The organism is Sulfolobus islandicus Y.N.15.51, from assembly GCF_000022485.1.
Taxonomy (GTDB): Archaea; Thermoproteota; Thermoprotei_A; order Sulfolobales; family Sulfolobaceae; genus Saccharolobus; species Saccharolobus islandicus.
On sequence record NC_012623.1, the window covers coordinates 384669 to 409763 of the forward strand.

Annotated in this window: 24 protein-coding genes and 5 pseudogenes; 17 read left to right on the forward strand and 12 right to left on the reverse strand. The window is 37.1% G+C overall.

Annotated features, from left to right (window positions below; translation table 11 throughout):
- Nucleotides 1-89: 89 nt before the first annotated feature.
- Complete coding sequence (locus YN1551_RS02030; protein WP_012714367.1) at nt 90-1049, forward strand: Gfo/Idh/MocA family protein; 960 nt, start codon at nt 90-92, stop codon at nt 1047-1049.
- Here YN1551_RS02030 and YN1551_RS02035 read toward each other — a convergent pair.
- Together YN1551_RS02035 and YN1551_RS16955 are read right to left on the reverse strand one after the other, a co-directional pair.
- Nucleotides 1032-2057, reverse strand: coding sequence for an aldo/keto reductase (locus YN1551_RS02035; RefSeq protein WP_012716640.1), 1026 nt, complete (start codon nt 2055-2057; stop codon nt 1032-1034). The two genes, YN1551_RS02030 and YN1551_RS02035, sit on opposite strands and share 18 nt — an antisense overlap.
- Before the next feature lie 25 nt (nt 2058-2082).
- Complete coding sequence (locus YN1551_RS16955) at nt 2083-2259, reverse strand: hypothetical protein (RefSeq protein ID WP_012716639.1); 177 nt, start codon at nt 2257-2259, stop codon at nt 2083-2085.
- A gap of 293 nt (nt 2260-2552) precedes the next feature.
- Between YN1551_RS16955 and YN1551_RS15640 the strand changes: the two are divergent.
- Nucleotides 2553-3549, forward strand: a pseudogene (locus YN1551_RS15640) (IS630 family transposase).
- A 55-nt stretch (nt 3550-3604) separates the two neighbouring features.
- Nucleotides 3605-4672 carry a Gfo/Idh/MocA family protein gene (locus tag YN1551_RS02050; protein WP_012717099.1) on the forward strand — a complete coding sequence of 356 codons (1068 nt, stop codon included), beginning with the start codon at nt 3605-3607 and terminating at the stop codon, nt 4670-4672.
- On the opposite strand, the gene YN1551_RS02055 is transcribed toward YN1551_RS02050, so the two are convergent.
- The gene (locus YN1551_RS02055) at nt 4667-5509 is read right to left on the reverse strand and encodes an amidohydrolase family protein (RefSeq protein WP_012714365.1); all 843 of its coding nucleotides are present in this window, start codon (nt 5507-5509) and stop codon (nt 4667-4669) included. The genes YN1551_RS02050 and YN1551_RS02055 overlap by 6 nt on opposite strands.
- A 224-nt stretch (nt 5510-5733) precedes the next feature.
- Between YN1551_RS02055 and YN1551_RS02060 the strand changes: the two genes are divergently transcribed.
- Nucleotides 5734-6867, forward strand: a complete 1134-nt coding sequence (locus YN1551_RS02060; protein WP_012714364.1) for an MFS transporter — start codon at nt 5734-5736, stop codon at nt 6865-6867.
- A gap of 20 nt (nt 6868-6887) precedes the next feature.
- Complete coding sequence (gene bgaS / locus YN1551_RS02065; RefSeq protein WP_012714363.1) at nt 6888-8357, forward strand: beta-galactosidase BgaS; 1470 nt, start codon at nt 6888-6890, stop codon at nt 8355-8357.
- Here bgaS and YN1551_RS02070 read toward each other — a convergent pair.
- Entirely contained in the window at nt 8354-10132 is a 1779-nt protein-coding gene (locus YN1551_RS02070) for a hypothetical protein (protein WP_012716636.1), read from the reverse strand. The genes bgaS and YN1551_RS02070 overlap by 4 nt on opposite strands.
- 32 nt (nt 10133-10164) lie before the next feature.
- Nucleotides 10165-12357 (reverse strand): glycoside hydrolase family 31 protein, encoded by a 2193-nt coding sequence (locus YN1551_RS02075; protein WP_012717100.1) that lies wholly within the window; start codon nt 12355-12357, stop codon nt 10165-10167.
- Nucleotides 12358-12507: 150 nt separating this feature from the next.
- Here YN1551_RS02075 and YN1551_RS02080 point away from each other — a divergent pair, with 150 nt between their 5' ends.
- The 4 genes from YN1551_RS02080 (at nt 12508) to YN1551_RS02095 (ending at nt 13444) form a co-directional block, all read left to right on the forward strand.
- Nucleotides 12508-12708, forward strand: coding sequence for a hypothetical protein (locus YN1551_RS02080; protein ID WP_012716634.1), 201 nt, complete (start codon nt 12508-12510; stop codon nt 12706-12708).
- Nucleotides 12687-12950 carry a hypothetical protein gene (locus YN1551_RS02085; protein WP_048052267.1) on the forward strand — a complete coding sequence of 88 codons (264 nt, stop codon included), beginning with the start codon at nt 12687-12689 and terminating at the stop codon, nt 12948-12950. Before YN1551_RS02080 ends, YN1551_RS02085 begins: the two co-directional genes overlap by 22 nt.
- Before the next feature lie 7 nt (nt 12951-12957).
- Nucleotides 12958-13182 carry a hypothetical protein gene (locus tag YN1551_RS02090; protein ID WP_012736163.1) on the forward strand — a complete coding sequence of 75 codons (225 nt, stop codon included), beginning with the start codon at nt 12958-12960 and terminating at the stop codon, nt 13180-13182.
- A gap of 64 nt (nt 13183-13246) precedes the next feature.
- The gene (locus YN1551_RS02095; protein ID WP_012717101.1) at nt 13247-13444 is read left to right on the forward strand and encodes a hypothetical protein; all 198 of its coding nucleotides are present in this window, start codon (nt 13247-13249) and stop codon (nt 13442-13444) included.
- A gap of 69 nt (nt 13445-13513) precedes the next feature.
- Here the strand turns inward: YN1551_RS02095 and YN1551_RS02100 are convergent, their stop codons facing one another.
- A complete protein-coding gene (locus tag YN1551_RS02100; protein ID WP_012717102.1) occupies nt 13514-16165 on the reverse strand; it encodes an alpha-L-rhamnosidase in 2652 nt (883 codons plus the stop codon).
- A gap of 309 nt (nt 16166-16474) precedes the next feature.
- On the opposite strand from YN1551_RS02100, the pseudogene YN1551_RS17835 reads away from it, so the two are divergent.
- Nucleotides 16475-16768, forward strand: a pseudogene (locus YN1551_RS17835) (enolase C-terminal domain-like protein); the annotation flags it as partial.
- 11 nt (nt 16769-16779) lie between these two features.
- Here YN1551_RS17835 and YN1551_RS02110 read toward each other — a convergent pair.
- From YN1551_RS02110 to YN1551_RS17325, 4 genes and pseudogenes are all read right to left on the reverse strand, one after another.
- A pseudogene (locus tag YN1551_RS02110) lies at nt 16780-17998 on the reverse strand (RNA-guided endonuclease InsQ/TnpB family protein).
- The gene (locus YN1551_RS02115) at nt 17982-18617 is read right to left on the reverse strand and encodes an IS607 family transposase (RefSeq protein WP_012716631.1); all 636 of its coding nucleotides are present in this window, start codon (nt 18615-18617) and stop codon (nt 17982-17984) included. Before YN1551_RS02115 ends, YN1551_RS02110 begins: the two are co-directional and overlap by 17 nt.
- Before the next feature lie 228 nt (nt 18618-18845).
- Complete coding sequence (locus YN1551_RS17840) at nt 18846-18971, reverse strand: hypothetical protein (RefSeq protein WP_274379007.1); 126 nt, start codon at nt 18969-18971, stop codon at nt 18846-18848.
- A gap of 74 nt (nt 18972-19045) precedes the next feature.
- Complete coding sequence (locus tag YN1551_RS17325) at nt 19046-19258, reverse strand: hypothetical protein (protein ID WP_238526042.1); 213 nt, start codon at nt 19256-19258, stop codon at nt 19046-19048.
- Between the two features lie 348 nt (nt 19259-19606).
- Between YN1551_RS17325 and YN1551_RS02125 the strand changes: the two genes are divergently transcribed.
- The 6 genes and pseudogenes from YN1551_RS02125 to YN1551_RS17950 all read left to right on the forward strand — a co-directional run bounded on the left by YN1551_RS02125 (nt 19607) and on the right by YN1551_RS17950 (nt 23212).
- Nucleotides 19607-19837 carry a hypothetical protein gene (locus YN1551_RS02125; RefSeq protein ID WP_012714359.1) on the forward strand — a complete coding sequence of 77 codons (231 nt, stop codon included), beginning with the start codon at nt 19607-19609 and terminating at the stop codon, nt 19835-19837.
- A complete protein-coding gene (locus tag YN1551_RS02130; protein WP_012714358.1) occupies nt 19834-20223 on the forward strand; it encodes a type II toxin-antitoxin system VapC family toxin in 390 nt (129 codons plus the stop codon). Before YN1551_RS02125 ends, YN1551_RS02130 begins: the two co-directional genes overlap by 4 nt.
- A gap of 123 nt (nt 20224-20346) precedes the next feature.
- A pseudogene (locus YN1551_RS15655) lies at nt 20347-21078 on the forward strand (IS1/IS1595 family N-terminal zinc-binding domain-containing protein).
- A 69-nt stretch (nt 21079-21147) separates the two neighbouring features.
- Nucleotides 21148-22059: a hypothetical protein gene (locus YN1551_RS02145; protein ID WP_012716629.1), complete on the forward strand. Its 912-nt coding sequence runs from the start codon at nt 21148-21150 to the stop codon at nt 22057-22059.
- Nucleotides 22060-22554: 495 nt separating this feature from the next.
- Nucleotides 22555-22806 carry a hypothetical protein gene (locus YN1551_RS02150; protein WP_012714356.1) on the forward strand — a complete coding sequence of 84 codons (252 nt, stop codon included), beginning with the start codon at nt 22555-22557 and terminating at the stop codon, nt 22804-22806.
- Between the two features lie 5 nt (nt 22807-22811).
- A pseudogene (locus YN1551_RS17950) lies at nt 22812-23212 on the forward strand (type II toxin-antitoxin system VapC family toxin).
- Here the strand turns inward: YN1551_RS17950 and YN1551_RS16960 are convergent.
- Nucleotides 23177-23341 carry a hypothetical protein gene (locus YN1551_RS16960; protein ID WP_012714354.1) on the reverse strand — a complete coding sequence of 55 codons (165 nt, stop codon included), beginning with the start codon at nt 23339-23341 and terminating at the stop codon, nt 23177-23179. The pseudogene YN1551_RS17950 and the gene YN1551_RS16960 sit on opposite strands and share 36 nt — an antisense overlap.
- A gap of 423 nt (nt 23342-23764) precedes the next feature.
- Here YN1551_RS16960 and YN1551_RS02155 point away from each other — a divergent pair, with 423 nt between their 5' ends.
- Complete coding sequence (locus tag YN1551_RS02155) at nt 23765-24574, forward strand: sugar phosphate isomerase/epimerase family protein (protein ID WP_012717104.1); 810 nt, start codon at nt 23765-23767, stop codon at nt 24572-24574.
- Nucleotides 24575-24599: 25 nt separating this feature from the next.
- Here YN1551_RS02155 and YN1551_RS02160 read toward each other — a convergent pair whose 3' ends face one another.
- Nucleotides 24600-24836 carry an alpha/beta hydrolase gene (locus tag YN1551_RS02160; RefSeq protein ID WP_012717105.1) on the reverse strand — a complete coding sequence of 79 codons (237 nt, stop codon included), beginning with the start codon at nt 24834-24836 and terminating at the stop codon, nt 24600-24602.
- Between the last annotated feature and the right edge of the window lie 259 nt (nt 24837-25095).

Here is a 25095-nt window from a genome sequence, read left to right on the forward strand (position 1 = left end):
CCTTATTTTTTGATTTAACTTAAAAAGATTTCTATTACCGCACCATAAAAGGTAATGTTTAAATATTTAAAAAACTAATTTATTAGGCTGTGAAAATTGCTGTAGTGGGATGTGACGGTTTCGGAAAAGTACATTTAAGGGCTATGAAGAATATAAGCGGAATAGACTATTACGTATTTAGCAGAAATGACGAAAAGGCAAGGGAGTGTGCAAAGGAGTTTAACGCAAAGAGTTATTTTACAAATTACGAAGATGTTATAAAATCAGATGTTGACATCGTTGACTTATTAGTGAGTCATGACCAACACTACCCAATGGGCGCAATGGCCATGAAGGCTGGGAAACACTTAATGCTTGAGAAGCCAATAGCGAGGACAATAGAAGAGGCAATGGGATTGATAAATACTGCAAAAGAGACTAAAAGGAAATTCATGGTTTTGGAACAATTCTATTTCGAATCATCAGTTAGAAAGGCGAGGGAGCTTTTATCGAGATTAGGGAACCTATCCCTAATAATTGTGAGATCAACTCACTTATATCAGCCAAAGGGATGGAGAAGAGAAAAGGAGAAAATGGGAGGAGGAGCACTTATAGATGGGGGTGTTCATTTCATAGATACATTGCTTAATTTAGGTGGAGAATACGAAAGCGTCAAGGGAATTTGTGGGAGATACTTCTCGGGTATAGAAGGAGAAGATTTAACTTTAGCCACTTTTAAGTTTAGAAAAGGACATCTAGGGCTATTATTATATAGTTGGGCAACCCCAAATCCACCAAAAGTGCCAGCGTTTGAGGTTTATGGGGAGAAAGGGAGTTTAATAGAAGATCCGAATACGAGAGTTATGGGAAAGCCTTACGGAGATCTGATATTAAACGTTGATGGTAAAGAGGAAAGAATAGAGGTTGAAAAGGTGAATCCGATAGAGGAAGAAATAAGGGGATTTGTAAACGCTGTGAAAAACAATACTGAAGTACCTATGCCACCTGAAATTGCCTTGAGGGATTTAAGAGCAGCTCTTGACGTTTACAAGTCATGTGGATTTTCCTAATATTTCCTCTATTCTTTTCATATGCTCATCTCTCAAATTCACATTTAACGCAGATAGGTTGTCCTCTAAATGCTCAACTTTACTGGCTCCAATAAGTGGGATTACTGTAACACCGAGCTGTTCACCTCTCTTGAGAAGCCACGCGATAGCCAATTGGGACAGGGTTATCCCCAGTTCTGATGCAATATCCTTAAGCCCCAATAATATCTTTAAATTAGCGTCGGTAAAGTATCTTTTCTTTAAGTCTTCACTTATAGTAGCTCTACTAAGTTCCTCAACCTTCCAACCATTTCTATCCGTATACTTTCCAGTGAGAAACCCTTGAGCTAACGGTGAATAAGCCATAACTGCTAATCCATACCTTCTTGCGATATCAACCTTATCTTTCTCTATATCCCTTTCCAACATGTTGTATTTCTCTTGCATTACCACGAATTTCTCCAAGTTATACCTCTTACTTAAATGTAGGAATTCCATCACATCAATTGCAGAATGATTACTAACGCCCAAATAATAAACTAAGCCATTGTTCACTAAACTATTCAGCGTTCTTAGGGTTTCCAGCTTGGGAGTATCGGGATCTGGCCAATGGATGAAATAGAGATCTATGTATGATGTGCCTAACCTTTTCAAGCTTTCCTTAATTTGCCATTGTATATGTTTCCTGGACAAACCTTCTCCATTAGCGAACTCACCCATCTTACCCCTAACCTTAGTCGAAATTACGACAGATTCCCTATTCACAGTTTTTAGAAATTCTCCAACAATGCGCTCGGCATTACCTACATGTGCCAAATCCACTGGTGCCATAGCGCCGTGATATCTATTTGCAGTATCTATGAAGTTAACTCCCTCATCATATGCTCTTTTAAGGATCTTTAATGTAGTTTCTTTATCCACTTTATGTATACCTAGTTCGTCCTTCTCTTGTAATATAGGAAGAAACCACGTACCTATAGCAACTTGAGATACCTTAACTCCAGAATCACCTAATTTAATATACTTCATATATATAAAACGAGAATACAGCTATTTATAGTTTCAAAAAACACCTATATCCTTTTACCTTTTGCAGATACTTCCAATCGTTTGGATATTCAAGTCTTAAATACTCTTCTGGTAGTTTATCAATTGATATTATTTCTTCTCTCTCTTTTTCATCTTCTTTCTTTGGTTGTTCTTCTTTCTTCCTCAACTGTAGTAAAGCCATTTTGTTTCACTAATATATAAATGTATATTCAAGTTTTTAAAGCTTACTGCCATATACTTATATCAATATAGGAATGTATAAATTACGTTTTCAAACGTTGAAAACTACGTTATCATTTAAAAGATTTTATTTAAAATACAAAGAATATAGTGATCTTTTATTAATACAAGTGATACTATTAAGAATTTTTAACAAACTTAGGGGTAATATATTTCATCTTTTCAACTGTTATTTATACTTAGTCAGACCTTAAAGAGCAAGATTTATATTTGATTAAGTAATACTAGCTTGTTATGCCGAAACCCAGCATGCATGGAATAAGGCTTAACAAGAAGCAAGAGGAAGAGAGAAGGATCAACGCAGTAAAAGACGTGAGGAACGGAATGAGCATTAAGGAAGTGGCGAAGAAGTACGATGTTTCCATCTTCACAAGTGGTTGAGGATGGAGGATTTGAGCGCTAAGCCTAGGAAGGGATCTACGAAGCTGAAGGACAAGGAAAAGCTCATCCAAATCTTGGATAAGAGCCCTAGAGATTTCGGGTTAAACTACGACTTCTAGACCTTGAAGCACATAGCGTACATACTTGAGAAGGAATTTGGGATAAAATATAATCCGAGGAGTTTAAGCTCCATACTTAAGGAATTGGCCTCAAGTACAAGAAGGGTAAGAGGACCTACGTTAGAGATGAAAAAGCCGTAGAAGGATGGATAAAGGAACAAGGGGAGAGGCTTTTAAAAAATAAGGGAAGGGTATAAGATACATGTCTTCGACGAGTCGTACGTATCCTACATAAACAAGGGTAAAGGTTGGATGAAGGTAGGAGGAGGAATAAAGGTTAATCCAAAGAGGAAGAGGTTTGCAGTAGTGTGAGGGATAACGATTAAGGGAATAGCTTTCTCCTATTCGACCTATAAGAAGTCTTCACTTAACTCAAAAGATATCATACTTTACTTGGGAAGGGTGGTAAAGGACGAGAAAATCGTGATAATAATGGACAACGCTAGAATTCACGGTAACGAAGTGAGGGAATTCCTTGAGGAAAATAATTGGAGTTTATCTACCTACCGCCTTACTCTCCAGACAAGAGCCCAACTGAGGGACCTTGGGCAGTCCTCGAGAAAAAGCTTTACTCAAAAATGTACACGGACTTCGAGACCTTAACATGGGACGCAAAGAGATTCTTGCGCTCCATATCTAAGAAAGTAAATGACCTCATATACAGTGTGAATAGATACGGTGAACCTTGGACGTTAATACTGAATGAAGTTACCTTGCCCTTTAAAGTCTGACTAAGTATAAACTTTGCGTATGATAGTTTATAACCTTTTGTAGCATATAATACTTATGAAAATTAGATACGGAGTCATAGGAGTAGGTGGTCACGGAAGAAATAGACATCTAATTCCATTGACTAAGCTGAACGATAAAGTAGAAACCATAGCTATAGCTGATGTAAACAAAGAAAGATGTGAGGAAGTGTCCTTACAGTACAAGATTAAATGCTACTTGGACTACATGGAGATGATAGAAAAGGAGTCCCTCGATGCCGTAAGCATTGTAACGCCAACTGGATTACATTCCAAGATAGCCATTGACGTACTAAATAGGGGAGTTAACGTTTTAGTTGATAAACCATTAGGGGCTAACTTGGATGAAGTTAAGGAGGTAGTTAATGCGGCTAGAAAGAAGGGATTAAAGTTAATGGTAGGATACTGGAGTAGATTCTCTCCAGCATTGCAATATGGCGAAGAGATCGTAGCCAAGGACTTATTGGGAGAGCCTTACGTAGCCTATGGGTATTTAGTTAGGAGGAGAGGCATACCGGGGATACCTACGTTCATTGATAAAACATTTTCTGGAGGAAGGGGTGTGCTATTAGATATTGGATGCTATTTAATAGATAATTTACTTACCTTGTTAAAGTTCAGGAAGCCAAAAAGCGTTGTAGGTAAGGTATATACGAAATTCGGAAATAAAAAGGAAGAAGTTAAGTTCAATTGGGGATCTTGGGATCCAGAGAATTTCAGTTTGGATGACTACGCTGTTGGATTGGTAAAGCTTGAAGGTGATGTAAGTTTAATAATAGAAGTTGGTTGGGCAGCTAATGTGTCTCATATGGAGGAGAAGAGTTACATAAGGGTATTAGGGGATAGGGGAGGAATTGAGGCAACTGGGCATGAGGCGATCACGGATATTTCCTTCCACAGTAGAACTGAGAACTTCCTTACCGATACTAAACCCGCACTAAGAAAAGTTGACATATACTTCGAAATGGTAAAGGCTTTTGTGGATAGCGTTTTACAAGATAAGGAACCTCCAGTAGCTGGTGAGGAGAGTGTAATCCTTCATTCTATTATTGATGGAATATATAGGTCATCAATTGAAGATAAGGAAGTAAAAATATCACTATAAGGGCTTATATAAGGCTTTTGGATTATTGCTAGCCATATCGAACTTTGCTTTTTCGCTAATGTTTATGGACAAAAACTCCTTTAGGTTATATGAGATACTTTTTATACCCGGCCCACCGTAATCACTGCCGTAAATCGTCTTATACCTTATTTCCTCAAGTCTAGGCAAATATTCCAATAGTTTCTTGGGAGGAATGGAAGAGATTTCACCGTAGATGTTCTTCCTTATCCTAACCAGTTGGAAAGCTGTTGGGACGTAATTGGGCCTCCCCATATGGGCTAATACGATCTTTAGCCTTGGAAAATCCACAGCTATGTCATCAACGAATATTGGATCAGCATACTTATTCCTAGCCTTTAAGAACACACTAGTACCAGTGTGAATAATAACTGGTAAGTTGTGATCTTGCGCGAACTCGTAAAGTAACTCAAGTTGTTTCAGCCCACCTTCCTCCTCTCTATAAGCATTTGGCTTTACATGAGAGTGGACTGGATGCAACTTAAAGCCGGAAACCCCGGCCTCATATTGCTTTTCTAACCACTCCTTAGCCTCATTGAGGTTCAACTTGTTTGGCTCGATCCCACCAACAATGGAAAACCTATTTGCGTACTCCTTCACAACTCTTATCATGTTGATTGGAAAGTCCTCCTTAGTACGCCATATCTCTCTGCTGGGATATGCTATTATCACTATATAGTCGATATTAGCACTGTCCATTTCATTTGTAATATCTTGAACGCTAGGTGGTGTATACTCATAGCCCGAATCGTTAAAGAAGAAATCCTTGGGTAGAGCTTCCTTAAACCAAACGTGTGTATGAGCGTCTACATAACCCATAAATACATTTCAATTTGGTACCTTTTAAATTAATCCGTTTATAAATACAAAAATTAATCCTGACACATTAATAAAATGTAGGAATTATACTATACATTTTAAAGCTTTCTATTATGAATAACCTTGTAGTATTACGTTCAAATTTAGAATTTTTAGGTTTGGTATCCATTCACTATTGTAAGTTAACTTTTAATTTCCTAATGGAAAATTACTAGTGAACTTGATTGAAATATCTAAAAATTTTTGCAATCTTATCAAATCTTGCAAATAATCTGGTAAATCCATTCATATCATTTGTATCCGCGTACTTCGGAATGAACTCAGAGGAATTAGCCTTAATCACATCAGCAACTAATGCAGTACCTAACATTTCGCAATATTTCCTAAACTTCATTAAATCCAAAGCTAAACTCCTAATATTTATAGGTACATTAGTTAACGGGCTACTATGGGTTATAAGCGCGTTTATACCCTTTAACCTAACATTCCTTATTGTCTATTTTATTATCACGATAAGTATTGGTATTGCAAATTTTGGATGGAATTTGATAATGGATAAAATAAGTAAGAATAGTAGAGGATCCACATTATCCCTATATCTAGTTTACGGAACAATAGGGGCATTGGCAGCCACTTTAATAACGGGTTTAATTACGGGAAGTAACACGGAGCTAATAAGAGAATTCTTCCTTATCTCTGGATTGATGCTTGTTGGTTCTGCTTACTTGTCTAGAAAGATAGAGACAGATACGACATTAGAGGAAAGGGGAGTTAAAAGTACATCTTTGTTAAAAAGATTTTTAGCTACTGTATTCCTCTTTAATCTAGTATTATCATTAGCGTGGCCAATTTTCCCGTTAGCACAAGTATATAAATTCCACATGAACGATGAAAATATAGCAATATTAAGTGTGGAAACTGGAGTTACCACAATCCTGTTTCAAAGGATTGTGGCTAAATTAACCGATACTAAGAGAAGATTAACGCTTTTCCTCGGTAGCGCACTTTTTACCATTTATCCATTATCTTATGCACTATCTAATTCCATTTACATCATTTATATTACTAACCTAGCCAGTGGGTTTACTAACGCTGTGGGATCAGTGACTTACATTGCTTATATATTTGATAACTCAGATGATTTCACAATAAGGAAAAATTTGGCAGTTTATAATTTAACAGTAGGTTGCGGAGTAATGACTGGATCAATATTAGGGGGAGTAGCGTATAGTTACGTCTCACAGTTTTATAATCCAATGTACTCAATAAATCTCATGCTTATCATTTCATCCATACTAAGATTCTCTGTATCTCCCCTATTCTTGACGATAAAAGATACTCGCTCAAAGCTTAAATAATACTGAGCTTAAATAAAGTTATGTATTCTTTTCCAAAAAACTTTAGGTTCGGTTGGTCTCAAGCCGGATTCCAATCTGAAATGGGCACACCAGGGTCAGAAGATCCAAATACGGACTGGTATAAATGGGTGCACGATCCAGAAAATATAGCAGCAGGATTAGTAAGCGGAGATCTCCCAGAAAACGGACCAGGCTATTGGGGAAACTACAAGACATTCCACGACAATGCACAAAAAATGGGATTAAAAATGGCTAGACTAAATGTTGAATGGTCCAGAATATTTCCAAACCCACTACCAAAACCACAAAACTTTGACGAATCAAAACAAGATGTTACAGAGGTTGAAATAAACCAAAACGAACTAAGAAGACTCGACGAACACGCAAATAAAGACGCATTAAACCACTATAGGGAAATATTCAAGGACTTGAAAAGTAGGGGGATTTATTTCATACTAAACATGTACCATTGGCCCTTACCCTCGTGGCTACACGACCCAATTAGAGTAAGAAGAGGAGATTTAAGCGGACCAACGGGTTGGCTAAGCACTAGAACAGTTTACGAATTCGCCAGATTCTCAGCCTACATAGCGTGGAAGTTTGACGACCTAGTAGACGAGTACTCGACAATGAACGAACCTAATGTAGTTGGAGGTTTAGGATATGTTGGTGTTAAGTCTGGTTTCCCTCCAGGATATCTAAGCTTTGAACTTTCCAGAAAGGCTATGTACAACATTATTCAAGCTCACGTAAGGGCATATGATGGAATAAAGAGCGTTTCTAAGAAGCCAATAGGTATAATTTACGCAAATTCTTCATTCCAACCGTTGACGGAGAAAGATATGGAGGCCGTTGAAATGGCCGAATACGATAACAGATGGGCGTTCTTTGATGCCATAATAAGGGGTGAGATTATGAAAGGGAGGGAGAAGGTTGTGAGAGATGATTTAAGGGGTAGGTTAGACTGGATTGGTGTTAATTACTACACTAGGACTGTAGTTAAGAAGACCGAAAAGGGATACGTTAGCTTAGGAGGATATGGTCATGGATGTGAGAGGAATTCAGTAAGCTTAGCAGGATTACCAACAAGTGACTTCGGCTGGGAGTTCTTCCCAGAGGGGTTATATGACGTTTTAACGAAGTATTGGAATAGGTATCATCTCCATATGTACGTTACAGAAAACGGTATTGCGGATGATGCAGATTATCAAAGACCTTATTATCTGGTGTCTCACGTTTATCAAGTTCATAGGGCAATAAATAGTAGTGCTGATGTTAGAGGATATTTGCACTGGTCCTTAGCTGATAATTACGAATGGGCTTCAGGTTTCTCCATGAGGTTTGGCCTGTTAAAGGTGGATTATGGTACTAAAAGACTGTACTGGAGACCTTCAGCCCTTGTATATAGGGAAATCGCTACAAATGGTGGAATAACTGACGAGATAGAGCACTTAAATAGTGTACCACCTATAAGACCATTAAGGCACTAGACATTTTCAAGTCTCAGCACACCAAAAGAGTTTTCTTTTAACCTCACCCTGACCTCATTTTCATTAGATTGCAATAATTTCATGTCTTCAACACTCTTTATTTTGTACTTTTTAGAATCAACACTTAACGTTAATCTAATTGGGAAGTCATTTAGATTTAAAACTGTCACAACTCCATCTCTTTTAACTATTAATGAAAACAAGAGGGGAGAAGCGGAAATAGCCTTTATACTGATATGCTCTCCAACGATATCCCTAATTATTTGTCTCGCAATACTAGGGTAAAACTCTGAAATCAGATATGGTAAATAGGAAGTAAGGGATATAACGTAAACTTTAGCATTGGAATAGGTATTCTGGAAGACTACTGGATAAAGTTCCGAATTGTCATAGGCGTAAAGAATTGGTGCAGCGCCGTTTAAGGAAAATATAGGCCCAATTGGAAAGTTTCCTTGCCTCTTATAGTATGCCCAATAAAAAGTCTTTCCATCCTTAGTTAACGCATTTGCATTAACACTATCAAAAATTACGTTACTCACGCCAAGGATCTTTAATGCAGTATCTCCCAGAACTTCGATGAGTTTTTTAGCTGCACTGGCCGTGAACAGTAAGTTAACTCCTCTATTTAGTAAGTCGACAATGTCAATATGGTAAATATCTGACTCAGTAATGAGGACTATATCGTTTGAATTTACAACGTTAGAAACTTCTAATGGAATTCCTATTATTCCCAAGTGATCTTCTACATATTTATCCACCCTTTGAGGTACAAAATGCTGTACTGGTAACCTCTTCAAACCCATATTGCCATATTCCTTAATGTCTACTCTCCACTTCTGTACCTTTTCCTTATTTTCCTTAATACCCTCAAATAAGTGCCACCTCTCAAGGTCTAAAATATCCCCAGCCTCAAACAAAGTTAACTCTTCAGTAAGGCCAAATGCACTCAAAATGAATTGTTGTAAATACGTTTTAAGACTACCGTAATCCCCACCTTCTCCACCTATGAAGGTATCAAACCAAACTCCCTTTAACTTATCACCAACTATACCCCTTACGTAGTCCACTATGTAAAGTGAGCCATATCTCGCAGTGTATTCCCTAGCCTCAGTACCTACATAAATGTTATCAAAGATTTCAGACAACTTATCTAACTTAAGACCTTTATGATAGAAGTCTTCTCTCCACTCAGCAACCTTTAGAGTTATCTTAATTTTGCCGTTTATTCTCTTAGCCGGCTCTACAACGTAATCCCTTGAAACGTTATAGACCAGAGAAGAAGAGTAGTCACACCATAAACGTGATATGACTGGATCTCTCAACATTTTAACTAACGTATCTCTAGTGAAGTTTAATCCATACATCGAGTTAAACAGTTTAACGTCAATCTCAGAGTGGCACCAATTAGCCCAAAAATCGTCAATTATTATCTCGTCAAAAACACTTGCGTGCTCTTCAACAACTCTTTTGACTAATTCCCTATTTCTCTCATCAGCTAAACAAGCTACTTTGAAACCAAAATTCTCCATTTCACCCCAACCTTCACCCCACGTGCCAATAGCAATCCCTCCAGCAACTTCAAACTGTTTCCCAAAAACCTCTTTGAACTTAACCATTGTATTCGCATCCAGCGTTAGCCCATCCCTATAATTCTCCAAATAGACCTTAGATACTCCCAGCTCTTTAAGCTTTTCAATAAGATGATTGGTCCTTTCTTCATTTAGACTCTTTAGAGTTGGGGCTGTAACGTAAACGGCTAACTTGAATTCCTTCATTGTTAAGACAAAAGAATAATAAAATAAAAATACTAATGTCTTTTAACCGTAATACTTTCCTTACCATCATATTCTACCTCCACGTCTGGCTTCGAGTACTCAATACCCTTACCTTTTTCAACCCAAGTTATCATGATTCTCTTCCTCATCTCTAGGTCTCCTCTTTTCTTTCCTATGGTGAGCTCTTGTTTATTATCATCCCATCTGATAGGTACGATAAAGTACTTTCCCCTTTCGTAATCATACGTAACACCATCGTCATCGTATATTTCGAAGTAACCATCTTTACCTGGATATATCCTTAAGTGAAGTACATCCCAGTCCTCCATTGCATTACTCACATCTTTTCCCAATAATGGTAGAACGGCACCACCTCTCACAAATAGGGGTATTGTACCTAATGAAACTTTAACGTCTGTTGTTCTTCCTCCTTCCAACTTCTCATCAGTCCAGAAGTCATACCAATACTCGTCAGAGGGTAAGTAAACATCTTTTTCTCTAATACTTGGCAATGTTACTGGAGATACCATTATATAAGGACCAAACATGTATTGTTCATCAAGATCGTAAACGTTTTTGTCGTTACGAAAATCCATAACTAGTGGTCTCATAATTGTGTATCCATTGCTATACGTCATCCATGCCAATGAGTAAATGTAAGGAAGTAATTCGTATCTAAGCCTTATATACTTAAGGATAACGTCTTGATATTCCTTTGGAAATCTCCACGGCTCCTTAGGAAATATTGTACCGTGAACTCTAAGTATAGGGCAAAAAGTGCTCCACTGGAACCACCTAACGAAAATCTCTGCATAAGCCTTAGTTTCCGGATTTCCAGAGAAGAATCCACCAGTATCAGTAGTCCAGTAGGGTATGCCAGAAATTGAAAAGTTAAGACCAGCGGGGATTTGAGACCTCAATGTAGCCCAATCCCCTAATACATCCCCAGACCAACTTATTGCTGAATACCTCTGTTGACCGGCAAATGCAGATCTAGTCAATATTGCAACTCTTTTATCACTAATTCTCCTTTGCCCCTCATAAACAGCCTTAGTTTCCATTAATGGGTAAGCGTTCAAATGTTCATATCCTTTTCCAATTCCTAAATCCACATCATGAATTGGGGAGAAGAAGACTAAGCCTAGTCCAGTTTCGGGCTCTGAGGCATCTAACCAATAGGCATCTATTCCTATATCGTAAAACCTCTTTACGTAACTCCAGAAAAGCTCTCTACATCCCTCCTTAAAGGGATTAACTGCTGTAGTCCCCGGAATTATACACCCTTTACTCTCCATATTCTTAAACACTTCAGTCTCCTTCCCAAAAGTGGGCCATATTGATATTGCCAACTTAGCTCCCATTTTATGAATTTCCTCGACCATATCTTTAGGTCTCGGAAAATCTATCTCATCAAATTTGAAAGCGTTCCACCCATATTTTCCCCAATACCGCCAGTCTAGCACTATTACATCTAGGGGTATCTTCCTTTCTTTAAACTCCTTAACTACGCTTACTAACTCATCTTGTGACTTATACCTTTCCTTACTCTGCCAATACCCATAAGCCCATTTAGGTAAGAGAGGGGTATCTCCAGTCAACTTCCTATAACCCTTTATCACATCGTCTATGAAGTCATCGAAAATTACGTAGTAGTCTATCTTTTTACCAGCTTCAAACCAAACCCTCAATTCGTTCCCCTTAAGACTTATTGATCCTAGGGAATAGTTATCCCACAATATTCCATAACCTTTACTAGAAATCATGAATGGAATGCCGATATCAGTATTTCTCTGAGACAACGTGATGGAAAGACCATTATAGTCTAACTTGTAGGCTGAGGATTGACCTAAACCATTTCCACCTGCATGTTGTCCCAAGCCATATAATCTTTCACCCTCACTCAACCCAAACTCTTGCTCAACGTTGTAAGTTGATAACTCCTCGTTAAATTTCAAATCCCTTCTCTTCTCCTTAACAACAATTCCCCCCTTGTTGTCCTTTATTATTAACTCTCCGTTAGAAGTGTTTATATCTACACTGAGAGATTTACTGGACAAAGAGATTATAGATGGACTCGTACTTTCCCCTTTAATGCTTAGCTTCTCTAGGTTCGGTAATACAACTAGACTATTATCTATTACGGCTTCCCTTCCATAATAGTACAAAACTCTGAGAATATTATCTGCGATAAATTCTATTTCCACATTAAAATTCCCTATTCTCATTATAGAGCTTCTTCATGAGCTATTATATAAGATTTGTGGTATTTACCTTCCCCTTCTCTAATGAGAGAAGTATATGTTATTATAATACTTAAGGAGATTTGATAGTATGGTCTTAAGATTTTGCACCCTTACTAAACGGGCATAAATTGAATGACGTTTTTATTGTTGGAGAAGAGTGAAGACTACTGTAAGGAGAACACTTTTGAGGGATTCAACCCCAATGACTACTGGGAATTTAGTTGGGATGAGTATGAATATCTAAAATTCAAGAATGCTAAATATGGCAAACCAAAGAGCTTATTAACTGACATCAAAAGAAACGTTTACTTATGGCCTATTATCAACTTATAGCCAAATTGGCCAGAAGGATTTTCGATAAGGATTCCCTAATGCTGTGGGTTGGATTTGAGGCAGATGATCTGTTCGCTGGAGGAATATGCTATTTCTCCGTCATAAAGGGTATCCTAAAAGCCAACGTTGGTAGATTTGGAAAAATGGTTGAGATTCCCCTTGATTTCGTTGATCTAAATAAATGCGTAGAGGAAAAACCTTGCGTACTCAGTATAAAATTATATGAGAGTGGAGCTGCATGATAAGTGAATGATATGCCAGTTACATTTACCGTTATTCACGGATGAGGTAGATATTATTAGTTCTTCAAAGCCTTATGCCATAGCTTATTCACCTCAACCATCGATTAACTTACCAGTGCTACTAGATATCGATGGGGGAGATGTGGATAAGGAGTGGATTTGGGGATGGAGTACATCCACTGGGATTAAGAGTGGCAAGTGGTTAAAAAAGGAGTTATTGGCATTAATTTAAGCTATACTTGGGATGAGAAATCATCAATGGAAGTACACCTATACCGGTACTCAATAAGACTTGCATGTTAATAGAACCAAAGGAAGACACAACTTTAGAATTATATTACTTGACAAAAGATCATTCAAGTTTAATAGACGAAGTTAAGCTGAGGGGAAATAAACTTAACGTTATTCCAATAAGCGTTAAGGGAACAATAATGAAACCAATCATAAGACGCTGTAAGGATGTAAATATCGCAAAAGCTAAGATATTATTTTGATAAGTAAATCTATAAAAATATTTTATCTTTTAAATAACAATAGTTAAGATTTTTAACAAGATAAAAAGGCTATCTACCTTTAACACTTCTCACTTCGAAATCATAGTTTCCAGAGCTAGCCTCAACTATTATCCAATCAGATCCTTCCTTAATGGAGAGTATTCCGGGAGTTTTCTCACTGATAATAGATCCGCTCTCTAGCACTTCAACCTTCTCACTAATTTTAGGTAAGTGAATTTCAGCAAATGAAGGTATCGTAGCTTTAAGTTTGAATACGCTATTCCTAAGCTCCCATTCAACGGAAACTAACCCTCTAATACTTCTCACAGATGCTGAAGCGTGACTAAGCCTCTTATAGAGCCAAGGCTTTATCAAAACTTTCTTAAAGCTTGGTTCTAAAACCTCTAAGCCGGCAACATACTTGTAAAGCCAATTATCCACACTTCCAAACATATGATGATTATGAGAATTCATACCACTTCTAGTAAGTTTTTCCCATCTCTCCCAAAGTGTCGTAGCTCCTTCTTTGATCATATAGCCGTAACTGGGATAACTTTCCTGTGTTAAAGTGTCATATGCAAGGTCAACATATCCATACCTTGCCAACGCCTCTGGAACGTATTTAGCCCCAATTATTCCTACGTTTAGATGCTTATCCCAATCTACCTCAACACTCTTAACAAGGGATTTCACAACTTGTTCTAAGGCCTCTTTGGGAACCATATCCTCAACTAGAGGTAATGCGTTACACGCTTGAGACCCACCGAATTTCACCTTTGATCCATCTGGTGAAGTATATGTAGAGTAATAACCCATAGTAGAATAGTGACTCATAGAAACCTCACTCAAGAAATTCCTATTAAAAGCCTCAAGAATCTGCTTTGCTTTCTCCTCAAACAACTCAGCCTCAGTATCTTTCTTAAGTATCTTAGCTATCCTCGATAGAAGTTTTGTATCCCTATAAAGTATCCACGTTGAGATAATCTCTGGTGGACAATGTTCAACCGACCTAACTCTTCCAGGAGGAACCCAGTCACCATACTTATTGAAATATAAGATTCCGTCCTTAGTCATCGAATTTAAGTAATTCCACCACTTCTTCATAGCGTCATAGCTGTTTTCCAGAATCCTCTTATCGTTATAATATACGTAAAGTGCCCAAGGTATGTATATGAGTGCAGTACCCCAGGCTGGATCAGCCGGGTAGATTTCCCAGTATGGAGGTGCAACATCTGATATCGACCCATCTCCCTTTTGGGATTCAATGATATCCTTTATGAACTTCTCGTAATACCTAATCATATTGAAGTTAAGTACTGCTGAATCTGAGGATAACCAAGCATCTCCAAGCCAACCCATTCTCTCATCCCTCTGTGGACAATCAGTTTCAACTCCATTCATCAAGTTCCCCTTAAGACTCCAAAGTGTTATTCTATGAATGCTATTGAGCAGATTGTTTGAAGAGACAAAGGAACCTATGGGCTCTAGATCTGCGTGAATGACTTCTGCCTCAACATCATCCATTGACGGAGTACCCGGGTATCCAGTAATCTCCACATATCTAAAACCGTGAAATGTAAACCTAGGCTCCAAAATCTCAACCTCCTCACCCCTTAAAATAAATACATCTGTTGACTCAGCCCCTCTAAGGTCAAGGGTGTTTAGTGTACCATCAGGGTTCAAAAGCTCTGCATACCTAACTCTTATTTCACTACCCTCAATACCTCCTTTAACCTTAACCCTCACCCATCCCGTAATGTTCTGACCGAAGTCAAAGACGTGAATACCGGTAGCGGGATTTAAGTGGTCCCTAGGTTTCAAAATAGCCATTACTTTCGTTGCTGGTATTGTTGCCGATGATCTAAGTTTACCTATAGGAGGAAGTTTAGAGCAAGACATCCAAGAGGAATCATCGAAACCCGGCAAGTCCCATCCCTTTAGTTCAAGTCTAGCATCGTACCTAAAACCAAGATATATATCATCACTTATTATTGGTCCACTCTGAAGGCACTTCCAGTTTTCATCAGTATTAATTTCCACTAAACTTCCATCAATAAGTTTAACCCTTAACATGACCGTGGCTCTAGGTTCACCGTAATACTTTACACTTCCAAATCTTTGACCAAACCTTCCCCTCCCCAATATTACGCCCGTGGCGTTAACTCCTTTCCTAATTAGCTTAGTAACGTCATAAACGCTATAATACACTGTCTTAGTGTACTCACTCCATGGTGGGTCTAACGCTTTATCCCCTACTCTATTTCCGTTAATCCTCAACTCGTAGTATCCCAACCCACTTATATATACTCTAGCCTCTTCCACCTCTTTGTCAATGACGAACTCTTTTCTCATTAATTGACCTCCTCCTATCCATGTCCAATCCTTTGGCTCAATTACTCCAGCCTCAAACCACGCTATATCACTTGAATATTCCTTACCTTCCTTGTCCCATACCTTGACTTTCCAGTAGTATCTAGTGTAGCTCTTTAATGGAAGTCCTTTATATTCCACGATATTATCGTCAGATTCGACAATTCCAGAATCCCAAACGTCACCGCTATCTTTAGTGATGTTATTTAAACTTCCTACTACAATTCTATATGCCTTTTGTGAATTACCTCTGATTGCTGTCATGAAGATCCAAGAAAATCTAGGTTTTGGTTCGTCTAGCCCAAGGGGATTTATCGTGAACTCAACTCTAAGGTCTATTATTTTTGACATCTAGTAGCTATTCGTAATATTAAATTTAAGTATTATTACTAACTTGTACGTATTCATGGCTTATCTTCAAATGGATGGATATATTACCAGTTTAACGCCATTAACGTTTAATTGGAAGCTAATGCATAGGTTCAGTAATATCCTTAATACTAGTTGAAATCCTTAGGAGTTACGTAATCTCTTTGTAATAATCAGATCCCTATATATGGGCATATTAAAACTATTTTTCATCACAATTTTTCATCACAATAGAGATACTAGTTATAGGATATGTTTTAATACTTTAACGAAAAAGAAGGAAATCAGAGGGTGGTTAAAATTAGAATTAAGGACGTTAAGGTCAAGAGTATAGCTGTCCCAATAAGGGGAAAATTGTTAAGAGTTGCTGGTGAACACCCTGGAAGAAATGTATTCACTTTAGTGGAAATAATTACCGATAAGGGAGTCACTGGATATAGTGAAACTGGAGGTGGTGGATTCTCATTAGCTCCACTCATTGAAAAGTTGAAAGATCAATTAATAGGTGAGGACGCGTTTAATATAAGGAAGTTAAAGTGGAAAACTGCTTCTCCAATAACTGCAACCTATTATAATCAACTATTAACCGTTTGTCCCTACACTTTCATTTCAATCATTTTATATTCATTCATGATCGAGTGTAGAGACTTAGCCCTCAACCACCTACCAAACTTAACAGTAGATGGGTCATGGGACTCCTTCGACCCCAACGGCACGGGGCTCACATCTCCAACCCTTTTCATCAGATTGTACAGTGAAACAACATCCCTATGCCACCTTTCTTTTTCCTTCTCACAAACACCAACCCTTGGGGCATTGCCCCCATCGGGTTGATAAACAATCTTCAACCCGTGAACTGGGCAAACAGTGGAAGTGCGAGACGGATTAACTAAGACTACGGGGACTCCAAACTCCTTAGCCTTCTCAATAATAGCATTCTTCATTGAGGAAAATGCCGAACGGTAAATCCTCAACCTAAGCTGTTTATCCTTAATATCCTTAACCATATGCTCTGGAGCCCTCTTGGGCAAGTCCTCTAAAACTATGACACTGTTGCTTTCAAAAGCCTCTTTAACGATTAGCTTAGCTAATTTCCTCCTAACATCAGCCTTTTTATCCCTCTCCCTCAGCTTCTTTAACTTCCTCTTCACTTCTCTATCCTTAGCCAGTAGTTATCAACTTCCTCCTATACTCATAGCCCACCGTAATCCTCTTAGTGTTTGTTTCAAGCAACACGGGTTTACTGTTGATGAGCACTGAGACCGAATTCTCGTTAAGGTCGACGGGAATAAACGCTTTAGGCTCGTAAGGTTTAGGCTCATCCCTCTTAAAAACTATGAAGAACTCTACAACATTCCCCTCCAACAATTTAAACCTAGCCTCACTCGCAATCCTCCATCCCTTATTATAATACTCCCAGAAGATCTTAGGGAAGGTTGGTGAAATGAAAACCCTACCTTGCATTGTGGAAATTGAGATTTCATCAAGGTTGAACTTCCACAAGTGGTCGTCGAGGTGTACGGTAACTCTCTTCACAGACGGTGTATCAGTGTAACTTCTACCCCTCTTCTTCAACTTCTCAAAGCTGTCCAACCTCTCGCTTGCATCTTCACAAGCGGTGTAGACGTAGTGTGAGGGTAAGTCCTTGTGCTTCTCCCTCTCAGTCTTGTAAACTCCAGATTTAATTTTTGTGAAGGAGGTAGTCTTATTTACGAGTCCATAAATTATTGTGTCCTCTAGTATCTTTTTATACTCTTCTTCAACTTCCTTCAACTTCTGGTAGGTCTTATTGCCCACTTCAACCCTTAACTTCATCGTCCTCTCCACTTAACTCACCTATCAATTTTTTTACACCTTGAACAAGCAGTGTTTTCTTATGGCTCCTCATACCGTTACCAGCGAATGAGGTAATGATGAAGATTAAGTCCTCAACCAGTTCTTGTGTGGCATCTTTGGGCTCCTCGCCGAAAATCACCTCAATTTTAACTCCCATGGTTGAAAAGAACTCTTCAATGTACTCGAAGCCGAACCTCGTCAACCTATCCTTGTAGGTTATTAATACGACATCAATGCTCCTCTCTTCTACCAGTTTGAAGAGGTTCAGTAATCCTTTCCTTTGTGTGTTTAACCCGCTAGCTATATCTTTCAAAACTTCGACCACTTTATAACCTTTTGCTGTTGCGTAATTTGTTAGGTAGTTTATTTGTCTCTCCAAATCTTCTTTTTGGTCTGCTGATGAAACCCTTGCGTAAATTACTGCTCTTGTTTCTTCCCTCCTCTTTAAGTACTTCTTAATCTCGCTGTAAGGTATCCTGTACTTCCCTCCTTCAGTTGTTACTACCCTTATTTTCCCTTCTCTAATCCACCGTAGGAGTGTTGAGTATGAAATGCCGAGAAGTTGGCAAGCCTCCTTAGGTCTCAGTAGTCTTTCCACAAAATTAGTTGATAATAAATGAATATAAAAAGATTTCTATTAACGCGAAAAGGATTCGGCCCAACTACCCTTATACTTCCTAAAGGTAGGGAAGTACTTGAGTTTAGAAACAGTATAACTCATAAGGAGAAAATCGTCATTGAATTTCCATCTCTTCAAGGTCAAGTGAGATCTTCTCGGTTTGAAAACTCTTCTTTCCGGAATAGGCCTCGCGGAAGAATGTATCAATCATGTTGTAGTTCCCGAATTTGTCGTTTTTTCTCTACCTACCTCAAGTTCAAAACCCTTCTCCCTATACTCGTTGATCGCCTTGTCTAGGGCCTTATTGAGATCATTCATTAAAGTTGTCCACATTGTCTCGCCCTCATCGACAACTGTTTCTTGTAATCTCTTGTAGAATACTGTGCTCTTTGGTGGGACTTTTCCGCTTAGGAAGGCATAAACATTTTGCTGTCCCTGATTTCTCCCTCTAACCAAGAGATGTCGTAGATGAACTTGATGATGAGAGTTTTGAAGAGTAAAATGACGTCCCTCTTGGGTTTCTTGGAGTAAAGTGACTCAAGTTTACCCCTAAACGTTTCCCAAGAGAAGAATTTATCTATCTTGAGTAGGAGGTCCTTTTCAGTTGAAAGTGCCTTCATAATATTATCTCATCCCAATTTCTTATTAATATTACTCATGAATTGCCGTTTTAAACAACTTGGATAACGTCTCCTGCCTATAAGTAATACTCGTTATACAAATACAAATAGCTTAATGACGACATTATGTCCTATATAGAACGCCACACTGCTGAAGTTGAGGGAAAACCTTTAACCATAATTTACAACCTCATTAAGGGGTGGGACTTATGTTGACTTTTGCAAGAGTTACTTAAGGAGTTTGATAATAAGTCTAGGGTTTTGATGAGTCTTGGAGTTATGTTAGCCTAAGTTTATAGTAAGTATACATATCGTAAACTTTTTAATAATAAAGATATAGTTTAAATTATGGGAAAGACCGTAGTAATTTCCGTTCGAATTCCAGAGGAGTTAGAAAGGGAATTAAAAAAGTATGGTATAAATGAAGTTGAAGTAATTAGAAAGGCTTTAATAAATGAAGTTAAGAAGGCTAAGGCTAAGGAATTAGAGGAAAGAATAAATGAAGTTGCGGATATATTAAAGAAAATACCGTTTGAGAATGTAGTAAAGAGCATTAGAGAAGATAGGGAAAGTAGATGAGTTACGTATTTGACTCCTCATCGATTTATAAAGCGTTTTCATTTAATAAGTTAAGTATTCTAGGAGGAAACTATACTGCAATTCTATCAAAATTCGAGTTAGGAAATGTTATATGGAAAGAGGTCACAATATTTAAAAGGATTACTGAAGATGAGGGTGAGAAATTATATCAGTTTTTACTTAAAGTCCTTGAAACTATGAATTTAGAGGACTTAAAATATAATGAAGTTGAAAAGATTGGTATTAAGAATAGAATCTCATTCTACGATGCATCTTACGTTTGGCTTGCAAGGAATTTAAGTTTACCGTTAATCACTGAAGATGAAAAATTGAGGAAAAAAGTTAGTGGATTTGTAAATGTAATGTCTTTGGAAGAAATTAAATGAATAGTACGTTATTGTCTCTTTAATTCTCTTCATATAATCTGATGTCAGATTTACATCTATTGCATTAATATTGTCCATAGTGTCATCATTAAGCTATTTATATTTGTATAACGAGTATTATTCATGGGTAGGAAGGCTGATTTAGGGAAGACTTAGCATGTCCTTCTTGTGGTAGTCATCACGTGGTTAAGTGTGGTAAGCCTTTGGGTAGGCAGAGGTATTTGTGTAAGGATTCCGATAAGTATTTCCTTGCTGACGCTTTCTATCATCATCATTCCAAGAAGTTGAGGGAGGAGGCTTTGAGGTTGTATGCTAATGGTATGAGTATAAGGGCCATATCCAGTGTGCTTAACGTGCATCGTGGTACTGTTTTCACTTGGATTAAGCGTTATGGTGGGCAAAAGCATGAGAAGCTTGTGGAATTGTGAAGTAAAGCTAAGGATTTGGTCAAGGATAAGGTTACTGCTAAGGTTGTTGATGAGATGTGGACTTATTTGTACAGAGATGCTAAGGCTTTCTACAAATGGATCTTTACTTGCTACGTTTACACAAGCCTTGGTTTTTACTTAATCTATTCAGTTGGTGATAGGGACGAAAGGGCTTTCAGCGAGGTTAAGAAGTACTTGCCGGATGAGGGTAGATGGGTGAACGATGATTACAACTTGTACTTCTGGTTGAAAGATCACACGGTTATCTCACCCGTTAATCCCAATGAATCCCTTCATTCCTCAGTGAGGGATAGGTTGGTTAGGTTCAAGAGGGCTACTAAGGCAGTAAATAGGAGCATTCGCACTATGATGTACTCCATAGCCCTAGTCTTATGGGAAAAAGCTAATACCAGAATTTGTAGCTTAATAACTACACTATGTCCACACTCTATACTTTATCATAAATCTTATATTACGTTTCAAAAGAAACATTTTTATGACTGGAAGATATAAGGTGTTAATAGTTCTCATAATTCTATTGGTTGGTGTAATTGCTCTCCTATATTATAGGGTAGGGAACCAGCAAGAAACTTGCGAACAACAAAAGGTATATTTCAATTTTAATTTGGAGGAGGCTTTAAACTTTTATGAGTCTTTAAATACTAGCTTGTGGCTTTTAAGGGAATATCCAGGGTCCCACACAATATGGCTTGCAGATGATCAAGCATTAGATTATAACGCTTTAATGTTAATTTACAATATAACTCATAATGTTACTGCAAAAATGTTAGCCGAACAGATATTGATTGCGATAAAGCCTTATGGTGGTTTGTATAAATATTATAATTCAGTCTTCGAAATTTTCGGAATATATCCTAGTACCACAACTCCTCAAAGCGGAGTAGATATTATTGTTGGTAATATTGATAATTACACATTGAAAGCAACGCTTTTCAATCACACTATCAGTAATTACTACGACTATGCCGATCTTTTAGCTTACAGGGTATTATTATGGTTGCAGCTGGGAAACTATAGTGGGGCAGAGGAGAACTTCATTAGCCTAGTGAAAATGTGGAACGGAATCGGGTTTAATGACTCAGCTTATTATAATGATACTTACCAGTCATATAAACTTGCACTTTTCTTGATAGTATGGAGAGCCTTAGAATTAAATCCTCATACTTGCTTATTAGCAACTAAATACGTCAATATGACGAGAGAAGTTTCCAACATAATGTCCCTACTACAAAGTTCTCAAGGTGGAGTTTGGACCAACTATAAGTATGTTAACGGAAAAATAGAATATGGCTATAACATTTCTTCAATGAATGGAGAAACTACTTCCCTTTTCGTAATAGCATATGCATTAATGTCTACTAATATAAGCATACCGATAACATCATGAAAGTTTTTACAAAAATTTCCTTTTAATAAAAATTGTTCTTTTACTAAATTTCTATTTATATAGTATAGCAAAATGGAGCCATTCACGCATCCTTTGGAAATTCAGTTTATTTAAAGAATCGTAATGAATTTAATTAAATATCGCCGCTTTGACTGGGTGGAGATCCACGCTCAGCAGTTTACTTTGTTATCTCCATCTTATTCATGAATTACAATTCGCAAAAGAGACTTGAATCGCCTCAGCAAAACGTATAGATTGCTTCCTTATTTTGAGAGAAGAGTTTTATTCGGAAATATAGAAAGTATATTATCAAAAAGGTAAATTATCTCTGATATAGCGCTAACCACCATGTTGGTTAATATGGATCGTAGTTATATCAGAAACAAGGCAAAAATACGTCTTATAAAAGTCATCAAATACAAGTAGTAATGTAAATACATTTATTACGTAAGCGTAAATCTTATAACTTATAATATACGAATTTTACTTTTACATATGCCAGTGATTAGCATAAGAATTGATGAGAAGTTAAAGAGGAAAATGGATGAATTAAGTTATATAAATTGGAGTGAAGTAATAAGGAGAAAGATAGAGGAAGTAATTGAAGAGAAAGAGAGGAAAAGGAAAAAAGAAAGAAAGGACTATAGGAGAATCTCTGTAGCCTCGGTCAAATCCTTTGAATTCTTCTTAAATTACGGCGGTAAGAATTCCGAAGAAGTTATAAGGGAATGGCGTGAGAAAAATTAGCAGTCATAGATGCATCAGTTGTAATAAAGTGGTTTGCCAATGAAACTTATAGCAGAGAATCACTAACTCTTAAGGAAGCATATGTAAAAGGTTTAGAGGATTTATCTGCACCTTGTATTCTTCCCTTTGAAGTTTTGAACGGATTAAAGTATACTTATAATCTAAGAGAAAGGAATTAGAAGAAGTAGGCAAAATTTTATCTGATTTCCAAATAACTCTTTACGGATTTGAAGATATGCTTAGCGAGATTATTTCTCTTTCTTCTAAGTACGGCATAACGATATATGACGCTGCATATATAGTATTGGGTAAGGTTTTAGGGGACAAAGTATATACTGCTGATGAAAAACTACTCAGAAAAGTAAAAGAATTACATTTTGTAATTCACATAAAGGATTTTAAATAATAAGGGCAATTCCGCTTGGCCATTTGGATCATTCCACGGGTTAAAATTATCTTGCCATGGTCCATTGGCAGCAACAATTACCATACTTCCTTCTGGTTGAACTGATGTTGACTGCGCTAATATTGGCATAACAAAAACACCTATTGCTCATTAATATTAAAATAGAAAATATGGTTGAAATTATCTTTCTTAACACTTGTTGCTTACTTCATTTCATAATTAGTCGCTTAATTATTTAATATTTATAGGTAACAAGTTAAAAAATATACGATTGTACTGTATTATGTACCTAAGCTTTAATCCTTATTTTAATAAATTTAGGTATGTTAGGCTTATCTAAAGCATATATATGAGTTTATTTAGCCAATGCTTTGTGGACTAGTTCAATTTTTTAAATGTTAAACTTGTTAAATTTTCTTAAATTCAAAATCGGACGTTGATTTAAACGTAAGTTTCTACGTTAACTAAGATAAAAATTGAAGTAACCCACAAAGCATTTAGCCAAATTTTTTATTGTCAAAAAATTTAAGCTCAGAAAAGGTCTTATACTACATGTATTGGAAAGTAGGAATCATATCAGACGAGATCTCTCTCGATTTCGAGCACGCAGTAAAAGTGATAAAAGAGCTAGGTGCAATTCACGTTGAAGTAAGAAATTTATGGAATAAGAATATAACACAAGTATCAGACTCCGAATTTTCAGAAATAAGGAACATTGTTGAAAAATATGGGTTAACTATTTCGAATTTAGATTCTCCTACCTTTAAAATATATATTAATGACGAGAAGGGTTATAAAGAGCACTTACAAATCTTGAGGAAGGTAATAGAGTTAAGTAAGAAAATTGACATAAACTATACTAGAATATTCACCTTTTGGTACGAGGGGGAATTAAAATATTATATTGATAAGCTAGCTGAGAGGTTTAACAGTGCCATTGATATAGCTGAAAGTGAAGGGGTAACATTAGTGATAGAGAATGAGTACAGTTGTCTCGTGGGAATTGGTAAAGAACTTAGAACGTTTTTGGACAAAATAAAGTCAAAATGGGTTAGGGTATTATGGGATCCTGGTAATGCATTTTTCGCTAGGGAAACGCCTTATCCAGACGGATACGAATTAATAAAAGATGACATCATGCACTTGCACATCAAAGACGCTATGGTTAAAGATGGGCACTTCATTTGGATGCCAGTGGGAAAAGGGATGATAGACTATAAGGGGCAATTAAGAGTATTAAAGGGTAAGCCATATGTAATATCTTTAGAAACTCATTATAGAAATGCCGCAAATGACCCAGAGGCAAGTACTAAGGAGTCCTTCAATGGCTTAATGAAAATATTAAGGGAGATAACAAGTTGATATAATTGTTAGTTAAAAGAAAGTCTTATTTTAATCTCTTAATTAACCACTCAGTTACTTCTTTATACAATCTCTGCCTAACTTCATAATCGTAAAATATATGTCCACCCTTGTCAAATAGTAATATTTGTTTATCAGTAAATTTTATTTGGTTGTAAAACTCCATTGAAAATCTGAAATCTAATACCTCATTACCTTTCGAATGAGCAATGAGTATTGGGACGTTAATTTCATCAGTTATATGCATTAGGTTAACTTTCATTTCACTAGTATTTCCTATAGTATACCCATTCCGGGGTTATTTTTACTTTTTGCCGTTACTTTTCACCTTTAGCTACCACAACTATAACAGGTATCCCTTTAACCTAAACTTCTTGACCCACCTATGTATCTCCGACCTGGATTTGCATACCCCTAGGATCCATTTGACGCAATATACGCCATAATAGCTGTTGTAATAATAATTATAATAATAGTGACAATAGTACTAGGCCTAAGAAGAAGATAAAAGTAAAAATAAA